The sequence below is a fragment of the Opitutus sp. GAS368 genome, from assembly GCF_900104925.1.
In the GTDB taxonomy this organism is placed as follows: Bacteria; Verrucomicrobiota; Verrucomicrobiia; order Opitutales; family Opitutaceae; genus Lacunisphaera.
In genome coordinates, this window is the sequence record NZ_LT629735.1 from 363,930 (window position 1) to 382,468 (window position 18,539).

Genomic DNA, 18,539 nt, shown 5'->3' on the forward strand with positions numbered 1-18,539 from the left:
TACATTTCACACCGGCGGGTTGGAGCCGGTCGTCGGCAGCATGTCCTGCTTGCCGATGTCGCTGTGGCGGATGTCCAGCCCCTTCGAGAGGAACACCATTTCCTCCGCGATGTTGGTCGCGTGGTCGGCGATGCGCTCGATCGACTTGGAAATGAACATGAGCTCGAGCGCCCGGGCGATCGTCTCCGGCTTCTCGATCATGTAGCTGGTCAGCCGGCGGTAGAGCAGCCGGTTGAGGTTGTCCACCTCGGGGTCGCGGCGGATGACGCTGAGCGCCTTCTGCTCGTCCTCCTGCACGAAGCAGTCGAGGGCGTCGCGCAGCATCTCCAGGGCGATCTTCGACATGCGCGGTAGGTCGGCGTAGAGCTCGAGGCGCGGCTCGATGGCCAGCTTGCGCGAGCGGCGGGCGATGCCGGTGGCCTCGTCCCCCACCCGCTCCAGGTCGTGGCTGGCCTTCATGCCGACCACGATGAGGCGGAGCTCCGAGGCGACGGGCCCGCGCAGGGTCATGTAGCGGATGGCCTCGTCGTCAATCTGCACCTCCAGCTTGTCCAGCTCGTCGTCGGCCGCGATGACCTTGTCCGCGAGGGCGATGTCCGCGTCCATCAAGGCCTTCATGGCGAGGCGGGTCTGGTCCATGGCGCGCTCGCCCATCTGCAGCAGGTGGGAGCGGAAGTTTTCCAGTTCGGCGTCGAAGAATCGTTTCATAAAATGGAAGAGGGACGGTTAACCACGAATGGACACGAATTCACACGAATTCACACGAATGCAGCCGAGGTGAATGAGATCGATTCGTGTTCATTGGTGTCCATTCGTGGTTCAAAGATTGTTCAGCCGAAACGGCCCGAGACGTAGGCCTCGGTCTGGGGGTTGGCGGGATTCATGAAGATGGTGCGGGTATCGGCGTATTCGATGAGTTTGCCGAGATAAAAGAAGGCCGTGCGGTCCGAGCAGCGCGCGGCCTGCTGCATGTTGTGCGTCACGATGACGATGGTGAACGACTTCTTCAACTCGTGGATCAGCTCCTCGACCTTGGCGGTGGCGATGGGGTCGAGGGCCGAGCAGGGCTCGTCCATCAGGATGATCTCGGGCTCGACCGCGATGGCGCGGGCGATGCAGAGGCGCTGCTGCTGGCCGCCCGACATGCCGAGCGCGCTCTCGTGCAGGCGGTCCTTCACCTCGTCCCACAGCGCCGCGCCGCGCAGGCTGCGCTCGACGACCTCGTCCAGCCGGGCCTTGTTCTTCTGGCCCTGGATGCGCAGACCGTAGGTGATGTTCTCGTAAATGGACTTGGGAAAGGGATTGGACTTCTGGAAAACCATGCCGACCCGCTTCCGCAGCTCGATGACGTCGACCCGCGGATCGTAGATGTTGACGCCGTCGATCCGGATCTGGCCCGCGGACACGTGCGCGCCGTCGATCAGGTCGTTCATCCGGTTGAGACAGCGCAGCAGCGTGCTCTTTCCGCAACCCGAGGGTCCGATGAAGGCGGTCACCTGCCGTTCCTGGATGTTGAGGGTGATGTCGTGCAGCGCCCGCGACGGGCCGTAGTTGAAATCGACGTCGTCGATCTCGATGACGGCGCGGGCGGCGGGATTGACCGGGGCCGCGGGGGCCACGGACACCGGGCGGGGCGCGGCGGGGGGAACAACGGGTTCGGGCATGGCGAGGGTGGTTACCATTTGTAGCGTTTGCGGAGCCGCTGGCGCAGGATGACCGCGGTCATCGCGATGGCGGCGACGGTGAACAGGAACACAAAGGCCGTGCCGTATTGCACGTCCCGCGTGTATTCGTTTTGCGGGATCTTGGAGGCGACGACGTAGATGTGATACGGCAGCGCCATGACCCCCTGGAAGATGAAGTCGGTCCACTTCTGCACCTGCCAGGGCAGCTCGTCGCGCATGACGAACGCCGCGGTGAACATGATCGGCGCGGTCTCGCCGGCCACGCGGGCGATGGCGAGCACGGAGGAGGTCAGGATGCCCGGGAGGGCGTAGGGCAGGACGTTGGTCACGATGGTCTGGAACTTCGTGGCCCCGAGCGCCAGCGAGCCCTCCCGGTAGCCCTTGGGCACGCCCTTGAGCGACTCCTCGGACGCCGTGATGATGATCGGCAGCACCATGAAGGCCAGGGTCAGCCAGCCGGCCAGCAGCGAGACATTCCAGCCGAAGAACTGGATCGCGCCGATCTTGAAACCCACGACAAACAGGCCGAAACCGAACAGGCCGAAGACAATCGAGGGCACGCCCGCGAGGTTGATGATCGACAGCCGGAGGAAGCGGATGAAGGGGCCGTCGAGGGCGTATTCGCTCAGGTAGATGGCGCTCATCACCCCCAGCACGAGCGCGATGATGATCGAGCCGAGCACCAGCAGCACCGTGCCGACGATGTTGGGGAAGATGCCGCCGGCGGAATAGACGTAGGTCTCCACCGCCACGCCCTTCAGTTCCGCGGCATGCGTCGCCTTGAACTCGCGGAAGGCCCGGTCCCCCATGCTCTGCTTCCGGCCGCCGAGTTCGAAGACGTTGAGGGTCTCGGGCGCCTGGGTCAGGAACGGCACGTTGATGAACGGGGCGTGCCGCTGGAAAATCACGCTGCCGCCCTTGCTCCCGATGTCCCAGAAGATGAAGGCGGCGCACAGCAGCACAAAGTAGGTGCACAGGCGGAGCAGCCAGAAGACGCCCTTTTCCACCCGCTTGGCGGGCGTGGGCCGGCCGAAGATGGCCTGCGCGGTGGTGGGCGGGGGCGTCATCCGATGGAGATCCGGTAGCGGCGCACGATTTTTTGCGCCAGCCAGTTGATGAGCATGGAAATCAGGAACAGCACCACGCCGACCATGAACAGCGCCCGGTAATGGATGCTGTTGCGCACCACCTCGCCCATCTCCTGCGCGATGATGCCCGTCATCGTGTGCACGGGCTGGAAGATGACCCCCAGCCCGGCGGACAGGTCGGGCGTCTGGATGCGGTTGCCCGCGCACAGCAACACGACCATGGTCTCGCCGACCACGCGGCCGAAGCCGAGCAGGATGGCCGCCACGATGCCGGAGAGCGCCGCCGGCACGGTGATGTGGATGATCGTCTGCAGCCGGGTCGCGCCGAGGGCGAACGAAGCCTCCTTGAAGGAGCGCGGCACGTTGTTGATGGCGTCCTCCGCCAGCGAGAAGATCGTCGGGATGGCCATGAGCGCGAGCAGGCAGGCGGCGGTGGTGGCATTCAGGCGCTCCGCCATCGGAAAGCCCGGCACCCAGTCGAACGCGGGGTTCTGGGAAAAGCGGCGCAGGGTCTCGCCCAGCATGGCGATGCCGAAGAAGCCGAGTACCACGCTGGGAATGGCCGAGATGAACTCGATATAGGGCTTGATGACCTTCAGTTCCCAGGGCCTGGCCACCTGGTTGACGTAGATCGCCGCGGCGACCCCCAGCGGCAGCGCAATCATCATGGCGATGAAGGCGATGAGCAGCGAGCCGCTGAGCAGCGGAATGATGCCATACCAGTCCTGCCAGAAGCTGGCGGTGACCCATTCGCGGCCGAAGGCAAAGGCGTTGAGCGCCTCCAGCCAGCTGATCGGCTTGGCCTGGTCCCAGGCCGCCATCTTTTGCGTAACCGCCTCCACTTCCTTGAAATAGCCCTGCACAAAACCCTGGAACTTCTCCATGCGCCGGTTCAGCACGGCATCGCTGAACTTCGGCGCCTGCACCATGAGTGCCTGGATCGCCGCGATCTGGCCGGCATTGGCGGCGGCAATGTCGGGCCGGAGGGCCAGCAGGGGTTTGATCTCGGCTTGGAAATCCACCGTCTCGATCTTGATGGCATCGGCCTCCTTCTGCAGCTCGGCGGCCCGCTCGGGCGGGGCGCCAGCCATGGCCGCCAGCAGGTTCTGCTTCGCGACCGTCAGGTCTTCGGCCACCTTCTGGCGCTCTTTCACGCCGGTGGCGAGGTCGGTCATGGTGCCCAGCAGGGTCTCCTGCTCGTTGATGGTGTCGGCGAACTTGTTCGCGAACGCATCAAAGTCCGCCAGCCGCGCCATGGCGGCGGCCGGGGCCAGCCCCTCCTTCTTCATCAGCAGGTCGAGCTGCTGCGTCCGCAGGCTGGCCAGATAACGCGACATCGTGCTGTGGGCGGTGACCTGGCCGCGATACAGGTCGACATACTCCAGCCCCGCGAGCCGGTAGACGGCCAGGTTCGCGTGGTTCATCGGAATGAAGCCCACCGCATCCCGGAAAATCGTGAAGGTAATCAGCCCCAACACGATGATTGAGATCGTGGCGTTCCCCTGGAAGACATATTTGACGAACTGGTCGCCGGTCAGGCCGAAAAACCAGCCGCGCCGCTTCCGCAGCAGGATCTCGCGGGTGGCCATGCGGGGAAGCGGAGGGCTGTCGGTGGTGGCAGGCATGACCAAGTGGGCGCGGTCAGCATCGGGCCGGCCCTGGGGGCCGGTCAACCGATGCATGTTACGGTTGGGTTACAAAAGAGACCGCCCGCAGTCCGGGCATGGGCTGCGGGCGGTATGGGACACACTACCGTCGTCCGCTCAGTTCAGCGGGCGAACCGGGACGAAACCGACCTTGCGGACGATCTTCTGGCCCGCATCGCTGAGGGTGAAATCGAGGAACTTGGCCGCCTCACCCTGGGCGTCACCGTTCGTGTAGTAGAACGTCGGGCGGGCGTAGGGATAGCTCTTGGCGATCACCGAGGCCTCGGTCGGGAGCGAACCCTCGATCGAGACCGTCTTGATGCCCGGATCGGTCAGATAGGCCAGGCCCACATAACCGATGCCGTTGGCATTCTTGGCCACCTCGGCGGCGATCTGCTCGTTACCGGCCATCTTCTGGGAGGAGTTGGCGTAGTCCCGCTTGTGCATCGCCAGTTCCTTGAAGTCGGAATAGGTGCCGGAGGACGTGTTGCGGGTGTAGATCGAGATCGGGCCGGCCGGGCCGCCCACCTGGCTCCAGTCGGTGATGTCACCGGCGAAGATCTGCTCCACCTGGCGCTTGGTCAGGGCGCCGACGGGGTTGCCGGCGTTGACGATGACGCCGATGCCGTCGTAGGCGACCACGGTCGGCTTGAGCACGATGCCCTTGGCCGTGCCGGCGGACATCTCCGTGGGCTTGGCGCGCCGCGAGGACATGCCGATCTGGGCGGTGCCATCGATGATGGCGGCGATGCCGGTGGTCGAGCCTTCGGCGGCGATCTCAAAGGTCACACCGGGATGGCTGGCATTGTATTCCTCTTTCAGCATGGGCACGAGCTTGGCCCCAAGGGTGTCGGAACCCTTGATGACGAGCTTCTGGGCGTTGAGGGTGGTGACGGCGAGTGCCGCGACCGCGAGAAACGTGAATTTTTTCATGATGGTTTTTCCTGAGGATTAAACTGGTTTAGAAATTGACCTGCATCTGGCTGCGGATGCCCTGGCTCTTGGCCTTGGCCGTGCCGCCGGTGACGGTATCGTTCGACTGGCCGAAGATGTAGCCGAGCTGGAATTTCACGTCGTTGCCGCGGAAGAAGCGGGTGAACCCGAAATACCACTCGTCGAGGTTGTTCATGGTGCCGCCAGACGGAGCCGAGCGGATCCCATCGGCGGTCTGCACGCCGCGACCGTCGGAATTCACATAGCTGTAGCGCGCGGTGTATTCCCAGAACTCACCCATCTTGTAGGAGGGCTGGATGGACCAGGCGCTGCTCTTGGCGTTTTGGGTGGCCGAGACGCCCTGCTGGTTGTCGCTGCCGAAATACTCCAGCTGCAGGTCCCACGGCCCCTCCGAGATCTCGGTGAAGGCGTTGTAGACGGTCAGGTTGTTGCCCTTGCCCGCGAAGGTCGTGCCAAACCCGCCCTGGCCGGGCAGGTAGCCGACGGAGGCGCTGACCACGTAGTTGAGGCCCTCGACGGGCGCGACCTTGTAGCCGACGTTGCCCCAAAAAGCCGGGGAGTTGGTGGCCTGGGTGCCCGCGGAGGCGACGCCGGCGGCGGATTCGTCCCGCTCCGGGTTCGTCACCGCGGCATTATAAAACAGACCGCTGTCGCTCTTGCCGCCGACAAAGACGCCGGTGCGGTAACTGCCGGCGCCGAGGCGGCGGCCGTTGTTGGATTCGACAAAGTAACGGGTGGCCGGCGAACGCTCGATCGCCTTCAGGCTGCCCGATGAGGTATACCATTCCTCCAGGCCGAACGGCACCTTGCGGAAGCCGACGTCCACCGCGAGCGCATCGCTCAGCGTCCAGGTGACCTTGGCCTCGTCGAAGGTCGAGCCGGCGAAGTCATAGTTGATGCTCGAGGACCAGCCGTTGCCGAGGTTCGCCTTGGCGCCGAAGTAGATGCGGCGCAGGAAAAAATGCGAAGTGCTCGCCGGGTTCACCGCCGCTCCGTCGATGTTGGTCGCCAGTCCGGCATACTGAACCTGGATGCGGCCGGCGAGGGTTAGCGAGGCGGTGCTTTTCCCACCCGAGATGGTCGAGGTGACCGCCGTGGCGGCGTCCCTCGCCAGATCCGCCCGGAGAGTCTCACCCTCCTGGTCATTGATGATGCCTTTCTTCACGAGCAGGTCGATCAGCGGGCCGCTGTCTTGGGCGAGGGCGGTGCCGGCGCAAAGGAGCGTGGCGACCAGCGCGAGCAGTTTGGATTTTAGGTTTAACATGATGGGTCGGGCGTGGATGTTGCTAGTAGGTGGAACGTCCCGGTGATTGGGCCGAAACGCGGGCGGATAATAGGGGCCGATTGTTACGGTCTCGTGACGCCCGTGTGACAAACCGGGCAAATGCCGGGCGCAGAGGTGGAACCCGGCCTCCGGACGGGTTGACCCAAAAGCGCGCTCAGAGGTCGCGCTCCACCTTAATTCAGCTCGTCCGCCAGGGCACCTGCGTGTGGCCGCTGCGCTTCTCGGCCCCGCGGCCCTCGAGCAACGCCAGCAGCAGATCGTTCTTCACGAGCATGCCCTTGAGCTGGCCCGTCCCCGGTTCAATGACCGGCAGGGTCTGCCCCGCGTGCTGGGCGAAAATCCGCAGCGCCTCGGCCAGCGGCGCCAGCAGCGACACGGGCGGCACGTCATCGCGCAGCAAATCCCCGGCGATGACATGGGCCGCGATGGCCGGGTCGTTCAGGTAGGGCTTGATGTCGTGCAGCGAGATCGCCCCGGCATAATTGCCCTCGGGCGTGGTCACGTAGATCTCCTCGTGCCGTGTCTGCAGGAACAGGCGGGCAATCTCCTCGAAACGCGCGGTCAGCAACACCGGCGCGGCCTGCGGTTTGGCCAGGTCGGCCACCACGCCGGGCAGCCGCACCGCCTCGGGCGCCTCCGCCGCCTTCTTGTTCAGCGCCTCGCTGTAGAGCGACTGGTCCTCGATGCCGCGCGCCGTGTAATACGCGATCACGCTGCACAGCATCAGCGGCATGATGATGTCGTAGCTCAGCGTCATCTCGAAGAGCATGATGATGGCCATGACCGGGGCGTGGCTCGCCGCCGCCAGCAACGCGCCCATGCCGACGAGGGCGAAAGCCCGCGGGTCCGCCGCGCCCAGCGGCCAGACCTCGTGCACCGCGAACCCGAAAAGATAACCGAGGCTCGCGCCCATGAACAGCGTCGGCGTGAACACGCCACCCGGCGCACCCGACCCGAACGAGGCGGCCGTCGCCACCCACTTGCAAACCAGCACCAGCACGAGGGCCGTCCACACCAGCTGGCCGTTGAGGATCGCCACCACCACGCTGTAGCCGTTGCCGCAGACGTCCGGCACCCACACGGCCAGCCCGCCGACGACCAGGCCGCCCAGCGCCAGGCGGGCCGGCACCGGCAGCTTGGTCCGGGCAAACCAGCCCTCCACCGTCCGCAGCGAGCGCAGGAAGAACGGCGCCAGCGTGCCGGCCAGCAGGCCGAGCACCACGAACGGTCCGATCTCCCACAGCGAGTGCAGGGTGAACGACGGCACGGAGTAAAGCGTATGGGCGTTCGAGAGCGTCCGCATCGTCAGCGTCGCCGCGACGGCCGACACGGCCAGCGGCCCGAGGCTCTCCATCGCAATGGTGCCGAGGATGATCTCGGCCACGAAAAACGACCCGGCGATCGGCGCGTTGTAGGCCGAGGCGATGCCCGCGGCCGCGCCGCACGCCACCAGCAGGCGCAACTGGGGCGCCGACAGGCGGCCGCGCCGGCCCAGCCACGAGGCCACCACCGACGAGAGCTGCACCATCGGGCCCTCGCGGCCGATCGAGCCGCCCGACGCGATGGAGAACAGCGCCGCCGTGCTTTTCACGATGGTCGCGCGCACGGGCAGCCGGCCGCTGCCGATCAGGATCGCCTCCATGTAGTCCGTCGAGCTCTGGCCGCGGTGCAGGCGCTTGCCGAACAGGAGCACCAGTCCCGCCATCAGTCCACCCACCGCCGGGATCGCCAGCCGCTGCCACCAGACCAGGTCGCGGAACGAATCCACGATGCCCTCCGCCGTGCCGGTGAGCATGTAGTGGATGAGCTCGATGCCCCCGCGGAAGGTCAGGGCCGCCAGCGCCCCGAGCACGCCCGCCCCGGCCGCCCAGAAAAGCGTCTCCTGCCACGGCGAAGGCCGCAGCTTCTCGATGATCCACAGCCGCCAACGCAGCAGGCGCAGCAAGCGCTCGTAGATTTGCGGCACCACTTCCTTCACGGCGAAATATCCCCGACACACCCCGCCCTGCGGGCACCCCTCTCCAGAGGGGATTCAAGGCATTGCTGGCGAAAGTCTGGATCCCCTCTGGAGAGGGGTGGCGCGACCGCGCCGGGGTGTGTCGGAGAGCAGCCGGCAACCGATCTCGCCTCCGCCCGGGTTGCTGTGTGTTGCGGCACTTCCACGAAATAACCATGGCCGACTCGGCCCGCCTGACAAGGCTTGTTCCGTCAGGAAGCGACGGGCGGCGTGATCACCGGGACCGGCTCGGCCGGCAGCGCGGGCCCCAGCGGCCCGGTCGCCACCGCGGCGTTGAGCAGCTCGGTCTCGCCGGCCTCCACCGCGCTGAGCTGGATGAGGCTGTTCAACGAGCTGAAATGCTTGGTCCACTCGAAGTCGCCGCTGTGGTGGCCGACCACCTGGTTGAACAGCTGCTTCTTCTCCCCCTTCAACGACTGGATGCGCTCCTCGATCGTGCCGGCCGTCACCATGCGGTAGACGAACACCGTGTTCGTCTGGCCGATGCGGTGCACGCGGTCGATGGCCTGGTCCTCGACCGCGGGGTTCCACCACGGGTCGAGCAGGAAGACGTAGTCCGCCGCGTGCAGCGTGATGCCCGTGCCGGCGGCCTTGAGGCTGACCAGCATCGCCGCCGCGCCCGCCGCCGACTGGAAATCCTTCACCGGCTTCTGCCGGTCCACCGTCATGCCGGTGATCTCGTAGCGCGGCAGGTCCGGGTAATGCTGGTCGAGCGCCGTGCGCACGCGGTCGAGCAGGGTGACGAACTGCGAGAAAATGACGACCTTGTGGCCGCTGGCCACGACCTCGCTGAGCTTTTCCACGAGGAGCTGCAGCTTGCCGCTGTCGGTCAGCGGCGAATTCATCCACGGGAGCAGGTCCGGGTCGCAGCACACCTGCCGCAGGCGGGTGAGCAGGGCGAGGAAGCCGAAGGATTTTTCGCGCAGCGCCAGGCTGATGTCCTCGCCGAGGCGCGCCAGGCCCTCGGTGCAGATGCGGGCATACTCGGCGCGCTGCACCTCGGTGAGCGGGCAGAGCAGGTCCATCTCGACCTTGGGCGGGAGTTCCGTCGCCACCTCGTTCTTGGTGCGGCGCAGGATGAACGGCGCCACCTGCTGGCGCAGGCGGTTCATCGTCCGCTCGCGGTCCAGCACCAGCGCCGACTCGAACCCGGCCCGCGAGCCGAGCAGGCCGGGCAGCAGGTAGCGGAAGATGGACCAGAGATCGAGCTGGCGATTCTCCAGCGGCGTGCCGGTCATCACCAGCCGGTGCCGCGTCTTGATGGCGAAGCAGGCCTGCGTGACCTTGGCGTCGGGGTTCTTGATGAACTGGCCCTCGTCGAGGATGGCGTAGCCGAACTCCGTCGTGTCGAGCAGCGCGCGGTGCTTGCGCAGCTGCGTGTAGCTCGCGAGCCAGATGCACGGCGCCTTGTTGGTCTTGAAATCATTGCCCGATTTCAGGATGTCGACCTTCGCCTCGGGGTAGAAGCGGGCGATCTCCTCGCGCCAGACCGGCACGACGCTGGCGGGACAGACCACAACGTGACGGAACTTGGCCATGGGCCGGGTGCGCAGCAGGGCGATGACCTGCGCGGTCTTGCCGAGGCCCATCTCGTCGGCCAGCAGGCCGTGGCACTCGGTCTCGCACAGGTGGTGCATCCACTCGACGCCGCGGCGCTGGTAGTTGCGCAGATACTCGGGCAGCTCCGGCGGCGTGGCGGGCGGCGTCAGCACCTTCTGGCGCCAGGCTTCGATCTCGGGGCCGAGCGTGACCTTGAGGCGGTGGTCGTTGAAGAGGGAGAAGATCAGGTAGGGAGGGATCTCGCCGGCGGCGGCGGTGTCCTCGAGGTTGCGGCGCCACTGGTTGTAGCCCTCGAGCTTCTCGGGCGTGAGGGTGACGATGCCGAGGTCGGGCAGCAGCATCGGCGTGCGGCCGTGCTTGAGCAACGCGGCGGCCTGCTCGTCGGTCAGCAGCTTCTCGCCGGCGCGGAAAATCCAGCGCAGGTTCAGCCCGCCGTCGCCGCGCCGGTCGGCCACGGCCTCGATCTCGATGGCGCGCGCGCCCTGCTTGATGTTGTCCACCTTGACGTCGAGCTCGATGGCGAACTGCTTTTTCCAGTGCGGCAGCAGGTCGCGCAGGAAGCCCGGGATGTCGGCCAGCGCGTCGAGCGCGTAGGCGTGGGTGGACTGGTTGTAGCGGAAGTGGGCCTTGCGGGCGTAGGTGGCCAGCGCGATGAGCTTGGCGCGCTCGGCGGCGGTCGGCGGGTTGGCGGTGTTGCCGAGCGCGGGGATGCGGCTGCGGCCGCTCTTCCAGTAGGCGAGGAAGACCAGGCCGTCGGCGTTCGTGGTGAAGCTCAGCAGGAGGTCGCGCGCGGGGGCGTCGGGCTTGGGCGCGTCGTTGGCGCCGTTCCCATTGCCGTTGGCGCTGGCGTGATGGCCGTGGGCGGCGGGGCTGGCCTTGGGCAAGGCGCCGGGCAGCAGCGCGGCCATCTCGTCGACCAGCAGTTCCTCGATCTCATGCAAACCGGCGACGGCGATGGCGTTGGCCAGCAGGACGTCGGTCGAGGAGGAGCGGACCTTGATCCGGTCGTTGTCCCACTCGATCACCGCATATTCCTCCTTCTTCTCGACCTTGCGGTGGATGATGGCGTCCTTGGCGCCCAGCTCGACCTCGCGGATCTCGCCGTCGCGATACATGTCATGGCCCCGGTCCACATGGGTCGCGTCAAACTGCCCCTCCCAGTCGACCTCCATGCGGCCGAACCAGAATTCCAAGGATTGCGGAGTATAGATGCGCTTGGGCCCGTGGGTTTGCATCAAGCTAAAAGCCAGACGTTAAAAAGTTCCGCGCCCCCCGCGCAATCCCTATTTCGCTTATTTACCAGCGCCCCTGCGGTGGAGCGTTTTACGCAATCGTCACCGGACCGGCACCGGTCCTTGACACATTGCGGCCATGCTCCGGGTGCGCTCGACGGCTGGCCGGTGGCCGCCGTCCGGGCCACCCACATTGCAACTTGTCCTCGTAACCGAAACCTTCTCTCCCGAAATCAACGGCGTCGCCATGACGCTGGGGCACCTCGTGCACGGCCTCACGCAACGCGGCCACCAAGTCACGATCATCCGCCCGCGCCAGCGTGCCGAAAAGGGCGCTCCCGCCCTGCAGGTCAACGGCGCCGTCACGCAACACCTGCTGCCCGGCCTGCCCATCCCGGGCTATCCCCTGCTCCGCTTCGGCCTGCCCGCCGGCCGCTGCCTCCGTCGGCTCTGGTGCACCAACCGCCCCGATCTCGTGCACATCGCCACCGAGGGCCCGCTCGGCTGGTCGGCCCTCAACACCGCGCATGTCCTCGGCCTGCCGGTCACGTCGAGCTTTCACACCAACTTCCATCACTACACGCACGATTACCGCTTCAGCTGGCTGTTCACGCTCACGGCGAAGTGGCTGCGTCATTTCCACAACCGCACGCTCCGCACCTTCGCGCCGACCCGCGAGCTGTGCGCCGAGCTCGCGGCCGACGGCTACCACAACCTTCGCGTGCTTTCCCGCGGCGTGGACACCGGCCACTTCACTCCCGCCCGGCGCGACGCGGCCCAACGCGCGGCTTGGGGCGCCCCCGGCGACGACCCGGTCGTCATCCACACCGGCCGGCTCGCCCGCGAGAAAAATTACGGGCTGATCATCCGCGCCTTCGACGCCATGCGCACCGCCAACCCGCGCTGCCGCTTCGTGGTCGTCGGCGACGGCCCGTTGCGCGCCGGGCTGGCGGCCAAGCTGCCTTACGTCCGCTTCACCGGCTTCGTCGACCGCACCACCCTCGCCGCCCACTACGCCACGGGTGACATCTACCTGCACGCCAGCGTGACCGAGACCTACGGCAATGTCGCCGCCGAGGCGCTGGCCAGCGGCCTCGCCTTCGCCGGTTACGACTACGCCGCCGCCCACGAGCTCGTGCGCCCGGAAGAAAACGGACTGCTGGTGCCGCTCGACGACGAGGCGGCGTTCATCGCCGCCGCCGTCCGCCTCGCCACCGACCCGGTGCTCGTCGCGCGCCTGCGCACCCGGGCCCCCGCCGCCGTGGCGGCCCGCTCCTGGGACAACGTCGTCACCCAGTTTGCCGCCGACCTCGCCGAGGCGGCCGACAAATCCCTTCCCCGTGCCTGTCATCCTGGACGAAGTGAAGGATCCAGCAGCATGACCGCCCCGGCTGTCATCCTGGATTCTTCGCTGCGCTCAGAATGACAAACCCGCTTCCACCATGAGCAAACTCCACGTCCGCACCGTCATCCTGTCCGACATCCACCTCGGCACGCCGCACAGCAAGGCCGAGGAAGTCACGCACTTCCTCAAGCACGTCCGCTGCGACCGGCTCATCCTCAACGGCGACATCATCGATGGCTGGCGCCTGCGCCGCGGCGACCCGTGGACCAAGGCCCACACCAGGTTCGTCCGCCGCGTGCTGACCATGATCCAGAAGCGCGACACCGAGGTCGTCTACCTCCGCGGCAACCACGACGACTTCATCGGCCGCCTCCTCCCGATGCAGTTCGAGCACCTCAGCCTGGTCGAAGACCACATCCTCGAGACCTCCCGCGGCCGCTATTTGGTGCTGCACGGCGACGTGTTCGACGGCGTCGTGAAGAACATGGTGGTCCTCGCCCACCTCGGCGACCTCGGCTACAATCTGCTGCTCCGCCTCAATCGCGCCTACAACTGGTTCCGCCGCCTCCGGGGCAAGGAATATTTCTCGCTCAGCCAGGCCATCAAGGCCCGCGTCAAGCAGGCCGTCAGCTTCATCGGCAAGTTCGAGGACCAGGTCGCCGCCCTCGCCCGCGAGCGCGGCTGCATCGGCGTCATCTGCGGCCACATCCACACGCCGGCCGACAAGATGATCGGCGACATCCACTACCTCAACTCCGGCGACTGGGTCGAATCGCTCACCGCCATCGTGGAGCACCACGACGGCCGCTTCGAGCTCGCGACCTACCGGGAGTTCGCCGCCCGTTTCGGCCCCGAGCCGGCCGCGGCCGACGAGGTGGACGAGCCGATGCAAATGCCCGTCCTCGCGTGAGTGCATTTTTGGAGGCGGGGCCATCAGCCCCGCGAGGCATGGGCCACGTTGCCTACAACCCGCCGGGCTGATGGCCCCGCCTCCCCTGCCTTATCCGCATGAATAAAGTCCTGATTCTCACCGCCGGCTACGGCGAGGGCCACAACAGCGCGGCGCGCGCCCTGCAGGCCGCGTTCAATGAGCGGCCGGGCCTCGACGCCGAGCTGGTCGACCTGTTCGCCCTGCGCGCCCCCCGGCTCAACCACGTCTCCCGCCGCGGCTATCTCCGGCTGATCAACACCGCCCCGAAGCTCTGGAGCCGGCTCTATCGCTGGCTCGACGAGTCGCCGCGCGCGCCGTGGATGTTCCGCACACTCGCCAGCCACCGCCGTCTGCTCGGCCGGATCATCGCCGAGAAGGAACCCGTCGCGCTCGTCTCCACCTACCCGGTCTACGCGTGGCTGCTTAACCAGCTGCGCCGCGAGGGGCACATGTTCTGCCCGCACTACACGGTCGTCACCGACGCGCTGACCATCAATTCCCTCTGGTATCGGTCCGGCTCGGCCGGGTGGTTTGTGACCGACCCGGATTCCGCCGCCTTCCTGACCGCCCGCGGCGTGCCGTCGGCCCGGGTCCACGTCAGCGGCTTTCCCGTCGCGCTCGCCTTTGCCGACCGGCCGGCGCATCTCGCGCCGCCCGAACCGACCAACCCCGCCCATCCCCGCCGCGTCCTGTTCATGATCAACACCGGCCGCACCCGCGCTCTGGCCGTCGCCCGGGCCCTTCTGCAGAATCCGTCCTGGCAGCTGACCATCACGGCCGGACGCGATGAAGGTCTGCGCCGTGAACTGATTGCCCTGGCCGCCGGCGCACCGGCCAAGGCCGACATCCTCGGCTGGACCGACCGCATCCCGGAGCTGCTGATGACGCACCACGTCGCCATCAGCAAGGCCGGCGGCGCCACCACGCAGGAATCCATCAACGCGCTCTGCCCGCTGATCGTGAGCCAGATCGTGCCCGGGCAGGAGGAGGGCAACTATGAGCTCATCCGCCGGAATGACGCCGGGGCGCTCGCCGAGACGCCGGAGGCGATTGTCGCCACGCTTGAGCGCCTCTTCGCCGACGACGCGAGACTCTGGCGCCACTGGCGCACCAACCTGCGCCGCCTGGCCCAGCCCGCCGCCGCCCGCACCGTTGCCGACATCGTGCTGGCCGGGCCCGCGGTCGCGAACACGGAGCCTCATACCGTCAGTCTGGCCGGCTGAGGGCGGGGAGTCCGGCGGCGCGAACCGGCTCCGGCGCAGGCCGATTTGCCGGGGCTCGGCGGCACATGAAATTCGCCGCAATTCGCCTTGCCCCACCGATTGAAACATCGTCCATTGCAGGCCAGCGTGAATCTTCCTCCCGGCCAATACACCCTGCCCGAATCAGAGCTGTTCGCCCAGCTCGGCAGCTCCGCCAACGGACTCACTTCCGAGCAGGCCGCGGCCGTTTTAAGCAAGGTCGGCCCCAATGCCGTCGCCGCCGGCGGGCGCCATTCCATGCTGCGCGATCTCTTGGATCGGTGCCGTAACCCGCTCGTCATCCAACTCCTGGTCATCGCGATCGTCTCCTATTTCATGGACGACATCAGTTCGACGGTCGTCGTCGGCGCGATGGTGTTCCTGAGCGTATTCCTCTCCTACGTTCAGGAGGCGCGTTCGTCGCGCGCGGTGGAAAAACTCCAAAAACTCGTCACCACCAACGTGCACGCGTTGCGCGACGGCAAGGAGACGGCCGTGCCGCTGGAGCAGATCGTGCCGGGCGATGTCGTGATCCTCGCCGCGGGCAGCCTGATCCCCGCCGATCTGCGTGTGCTCTCGGCCAAGGACTTCTTCCTTACCCAATCGGCCCTCACCGGCGAGTCGATGCCGGTGGAGAAGACGGCCGACACCAATCAGACCGCCGGCAAGGCGGCGTTTGAATTCACCAACGCCTGCCTGATGGGCAGCAACGTCCTGAGCGGATCGGCGCGCGCCATCGTGCTCGCCACCGGTCCGAAGACCTATTTCGGCTCCCTGGCGGAAAAGCTCCTGGGGAAGCGCGAACCCACGAGCTTCGACAAAGGCGTGAAGGACTTCACGTGGCTGATGATCCGCTTCATGATCGTGATGGTCTCCGTCACGTTTGTCATCGTCGGGCTGACCAAGGGCAACTGGTCGGAAGCGCTGCTGTTCGCGCTGTCCGTCGCGGTCGGCCTGACCCCGGAGATGCTGCCCATGATCATCACGGTCTGCCTTTCCAAGGGCGCCCTGCGCATGGCCCGCAAGAAGGTCATCGTGAAGCATCTTCACGCGATCCAGAATTTCGGCGCGATGGACGTGCTGTGCACGGACAAGACCGGCACCCTTACGCAGGACCACGTCGTCCTGGAGCGCTATGTGGATGTGACGAACCGGTCCAGCGAGGACGTGTTGCGTTACGCCTACATGAACAGTTTCTACCAGACGGGCCTGCGCAACCTCCTCGACCGCGCCATCCTCGCCCATTCCGACCTCGACGTGGAACGCGACTGCCGGAAGGTCGATGAGATACCCTTCGACTTCAAGCGGCGGCGCATGTCGGTCGTCATCGATCACGAGGACCGCCACGTGCTGATCTGCAAGGGTGCCGTCGAGGAGATCGCCGCCGCCTGCGAGCACTACCAGGTCGACGAGGACATCAATCCCCTCGTGCGGCTCATCCGCGACGATCTGCTGGACGAATACCGTCACCTCAGCGCCGACGGTTATCGCGTCCTCGCCATCGCCTACCGGGAGTTTGACCGCACGAAGCAGACCTTCACCGTCGCCGACGAATCCGAGCTGATCCTGCTCGGTTACGTCGCGTTTTTCGACCCGGCCAAGGACACCTCCGCTCGCGCCATCGAGGCGCTCACCCGCTCCGGCGTCACCGTGAAGATCCTCACCGGCGACAACGAACTGGTCACGAAAAAGGTCTGTCACGACGTCGCCATGCCGATCACCCGGGTGGTCACCGGCCCGCAGCTCGCCGCGCTCGACGAGGAAGCCTTCGGCCGCGAAGTGGACGAGGCCAACGTCCTCGCGCGCCTGACCCCCGACCAGAAGGAAAAGGTCATCAAGACGCTCCGCGCGCGGGGCCACGTCGTCGGCTTCATGGGGGACGGCATCAACGACGTGCTCGCCATGAAGGCAGCCGATGTCGGCATCTCCGTCGATACCGCGGTGGACGTGGCGAAGGAATCCGCCGACATCATCCTGCTGGAAAAGAGCCTGCTCGTCCTCGAGGACGGCATTCTTGAAGGCCGGCAGGTCTTCGGCAACATCATCAAATACATCAAGATGGGGGCGAGTTCCAACTTCGGCAATATGTTCAGCGTGGTCGGCGGCGCCTACTTCCTGCCCTTCCTTCCGATGGCGCCGATCCAGGTGCTCGTGAACAACCTGCTCTACGATTTCTCCCAGGTTGGCATCCCCCTCGACCATGTGGACCCCGAATACCTGAACAAGCCGCGCCGCTGGAACATCAAAAGCATCCAGAACTTCATGGTCTTCATCGGCCCGATCAGCTCCATCTTCGATTACGCAACGTTCTTCCTGATGCTGTATTTCTTCGGCTGCGCGGCGTTCAGCACGGCCGGCGCAACGGAAGCCGACAAGGCGCATTGGGAAGCCCTGTTCCACACGGGCTGGTTCGTCGAGTCGCTGCTGACCCAGACGCTCATCGTCCACATCATCCGCACGCAGCGCATCCCCTTCATCCAGAGCCGGGCGAGCCGGCCGATGATGTTCACGACTTTCCTCATCATGGGCATCGGCCTCTGGCTGCCGTTCTCCCCCTTCGCGCACTTCCTCGGCTTCACCCCGCTGCCGGGCGTGTTTTTCCTCTGGCTCGCGGCGTTTCTTGTCGCCTACAGCGTGCTCACGCACATCGTCAAAATGTGGTTCGTGCGTCGATTTGGCATGGATTAATTTATGCGTAGTGTCCTCACCGCCCTGCAGGAAGGCCGGCTCTTCGAGCTGCCCGATACCGGAAAACCGCGCTCGCTGACGTTTCTCGCGCGCATTCTCGATGCCAACCCCAACATCGAGGTCGGCACCGATGCCATCGAGGAGATCCAGGTCCGGGAACAGGAATGCAACACCGGCATCGGCCTGGGCGTCGCCGTGCCCCACGTGCGCGCACGGCGCGACGAGGGCGAGCTCTTCTGCGCCATCGGCTGGTCGGCCCAGGGCATCGATTACGGCGCCCAGGACGGCGCGCTCGTCCACCTCGTGTTCATGTATTACATTCCGGGCGCGCAGAAGAATGTCTATCTGAAGGAAATCTCGACCCTGATCAAGGCCGTCCGCAAGAGCGGCGGCATGGAGCCCATCGCGCACGCGCCCGATCTTAACGCGGTGCGCAACCTGCTCCTCGACTGGGTCAGCATGGTCGCCGGCGAGGCCGGCCCCGAGGCGGTGGCCCGTATGATCAAGCTGGACCTGAAGCAGGCGCAGGCGCCTTCCGGTCAGCCCGTATCACCCCCGGCGGTCGCGACGCCCGCACCGGCGGCTCCGGCACCGGTCGTTCCGCTGCCGCCCGCGGCGCAGGTCGCCACTTTCAGCGTGCTGATCGCTCCGCCGGCCACGGCCTTCGTGCTGGCGCACGACGCGGCCTGGAGTACCGCGATGGAAAAAGAGGGCAATCTCGGTCCGCGCCTCGCGGCGGGCACGCCGTTTACCGTCGCCGGGCGCCAGATTTTCGTCACCGGCGCGTCCCGCTATGAGGGCGACCGGACCCTCTACTACTGCGTGGCCGTGGTGACCGCCGTGTAACGGGCGGCCTCGCCCGCGCAC

At 66.2% G+C, this 18,539-nt stretch carries 13 protein-coding genes; 5 read left to right on the top strand and 8 right to left on the bottom strand.

All coding sequences use genetic code 11. The features are described from left to right. Positions 1 to 6: 6 nt before the first annotated feature. From phoU to BLU29_RS01635, 8 genes are all read right to left on the bottom strand, one after another. Positions 7 to 708: a phosphate signaling complex protein PhoU gene (gene phoU / locus BLU29_RS01600; RefSeq protein WP_091054836.1), complete on the bottom strand. Its 702-nt coding sequence runs from the start codon at positions 706 to 708 to the stop codon at positions 7 to 9. A gap of 122 nt (positions 709 to 830) precedes the next feature. Beyond that, positions 831 to 1,664 (bottom strand): phosphate ABC transporter ATP-binding protein PstB, encoded by an 834-nt coding sequence (gene pstB, locus BLU29_RS01605; protein WP_172830183.1) that lies wholly within the window; start codon positions 1,662 to 1,664, stop codon positions 831 to 833. A gap of 11 nt (positions 1,665 to 1,675) precedes the next feature. After that, positions 1,676 to 2,752 (bottom strand): phosphate ABC transporter permease PstA, encoded by a 1,077-nt coding sequence (gene pstA, locus BLU29_RS01610; RefSeq protein WP_091054838.1) that lies wholly within the window; start codon positions 2,750 to 2,752, stop codon positions 1,676 to 1,678. Beyond that, positions 2,749 to 4,398, bottom strand: a complete 1,650-nt coding sequence (gene pstC, locus BLU29_RS01615) for a phosphate ABC transporter permease subunit PstC (protein ID WP_231962288.1) — start codon at positions 4,396 to 4,398, stop codon at positions 2,749 to 2,751. The genes pstA and pstC overlap by 4 nt, the downstream gene beginning before the upstream one ends. Positions 4,399 to 4,536: 138 nt before the next feature. Beyond that, positions 4,537 to 5,352, bottom strand: coding sequence for a phosphate ABC transporter substrate-binding protein (locus tag BLU29_RS01620; protein ID WP_091054840.1), 816 nt, complete (start codon positions 5,350 to 5,352; stop codon positions 4,537 to 4,539). 28 nt (positions 5,353 to 5,380) lie between these two features. Next, positions 5,381 to 6,637 carry a porin gene (locus BLU29_RS01625; RefSeq protein ID WP_091054841.1) on the bottom strand — a complete coding sequence of 419 codons (1,257 nt, stop codon included), beginning with the start codon at positions 6,635 to 6,637 and terminating at the stop codon, positions 5,381 to 5,383. Positions 6,638 to 6,836: 199 nt separating this feature from the next. Next, a complete protein-coding gene (locus tag BLU29_RS01630; protein ID WP_157693552.1) occupies positions 6,837 to 8,636 on the bottom strand; it encodes a ClcB-like voltage-gated chloride channel protein in 1,800 nt (599 codons plus the stop codon). A 230-nt stretch (positions 8,637 to 8,866) separates the two neighbouring features. Further along, positions 8,867 to 11,470 carry a DEAD/DEAH box helicase gene (locus BLU29_RS01635; protein ID WP_091054843.1) on the bottom strand — a complete coding sequence of 868 codons (2,604 nt, stop codon included), beginning with the start codon at positions 11,468 to 11,470 and terminating at the stop codon, positions 8,867 to 8,869. Between the two features lie 190 nt (positions 11,471 to 11,660). On the opposite strand from BLU29_RS01635, the gene BLU29_RS01640 reads away from it, so the two are divergent. From BLU29_RS01640 to BLU29_RS01660, 5 genes are all read left to right on the top strand, one after another. Continuing rightward, positions 11,661 to 12,893, top strand: a complete 1,233-nt coding sequence (locus BLU29_RS01640) for a glycosyltransferase family 1 protein (RefSeq protein WP_197677745.1) — start codon at positions 11,661 to 11,663, stop codon at positions 12,891 to 12,893. Between the two features lie 16 nt (positions 12,894 to 12,909). After that, the gene (locus BLU29_RS01645) at positions 12,910 to 13,722 is read left to right on the top strand and encodes a UDP-2,3-diacylglucosamine diphosphatase (RefSeq protein WP_091054845.1); all 813 of its coding nucleotides are present in this window, start codon (positions 12,910 to 12,912) and stop codon (positions 13,720 to 13,722) included. A 98-nt stretch (positions 13,723 to 13,820) separates the two neighbouring features. Further along, entirely contained in the window at positions 13,821 to 14,966 is a 1,146-nt protein-coding gene (locus BLU29_RS01650) for a hypothetical protein (protein WP_091054846.1), read from the top strand. A 126-nt stretch (positions 14,967 to 15,092) separates the two neighbouring features. Continuing rightward, a complete protein-coding gene (gene mgtA / locus BLU29_RS01655; RefSeq protein ID WP_197677746.1) occupies positions 15,093 to 17,672 on the top strand; it encodes a magnesium-translocating P-type ATPase in 2,580 nt (859 codons plus the stop codon). Positions 17,673 to 17,675: 3 nt separating this feature from the next. Continuing rightward, positions 17,676 to 18,518, top strand: a complete 843-nt coding sequence (locus BLU29_RS01660; RefSeq protein ID WP_091054848.1) for a PTS sugar transporter subunit IIA — start codon at positions 17,676 to 17,678, stop codon at positions 18,516 to 18,518. The last annotated feature ends 21 nt before the right edge of the window (positions 18,519 to 18,539 follow it).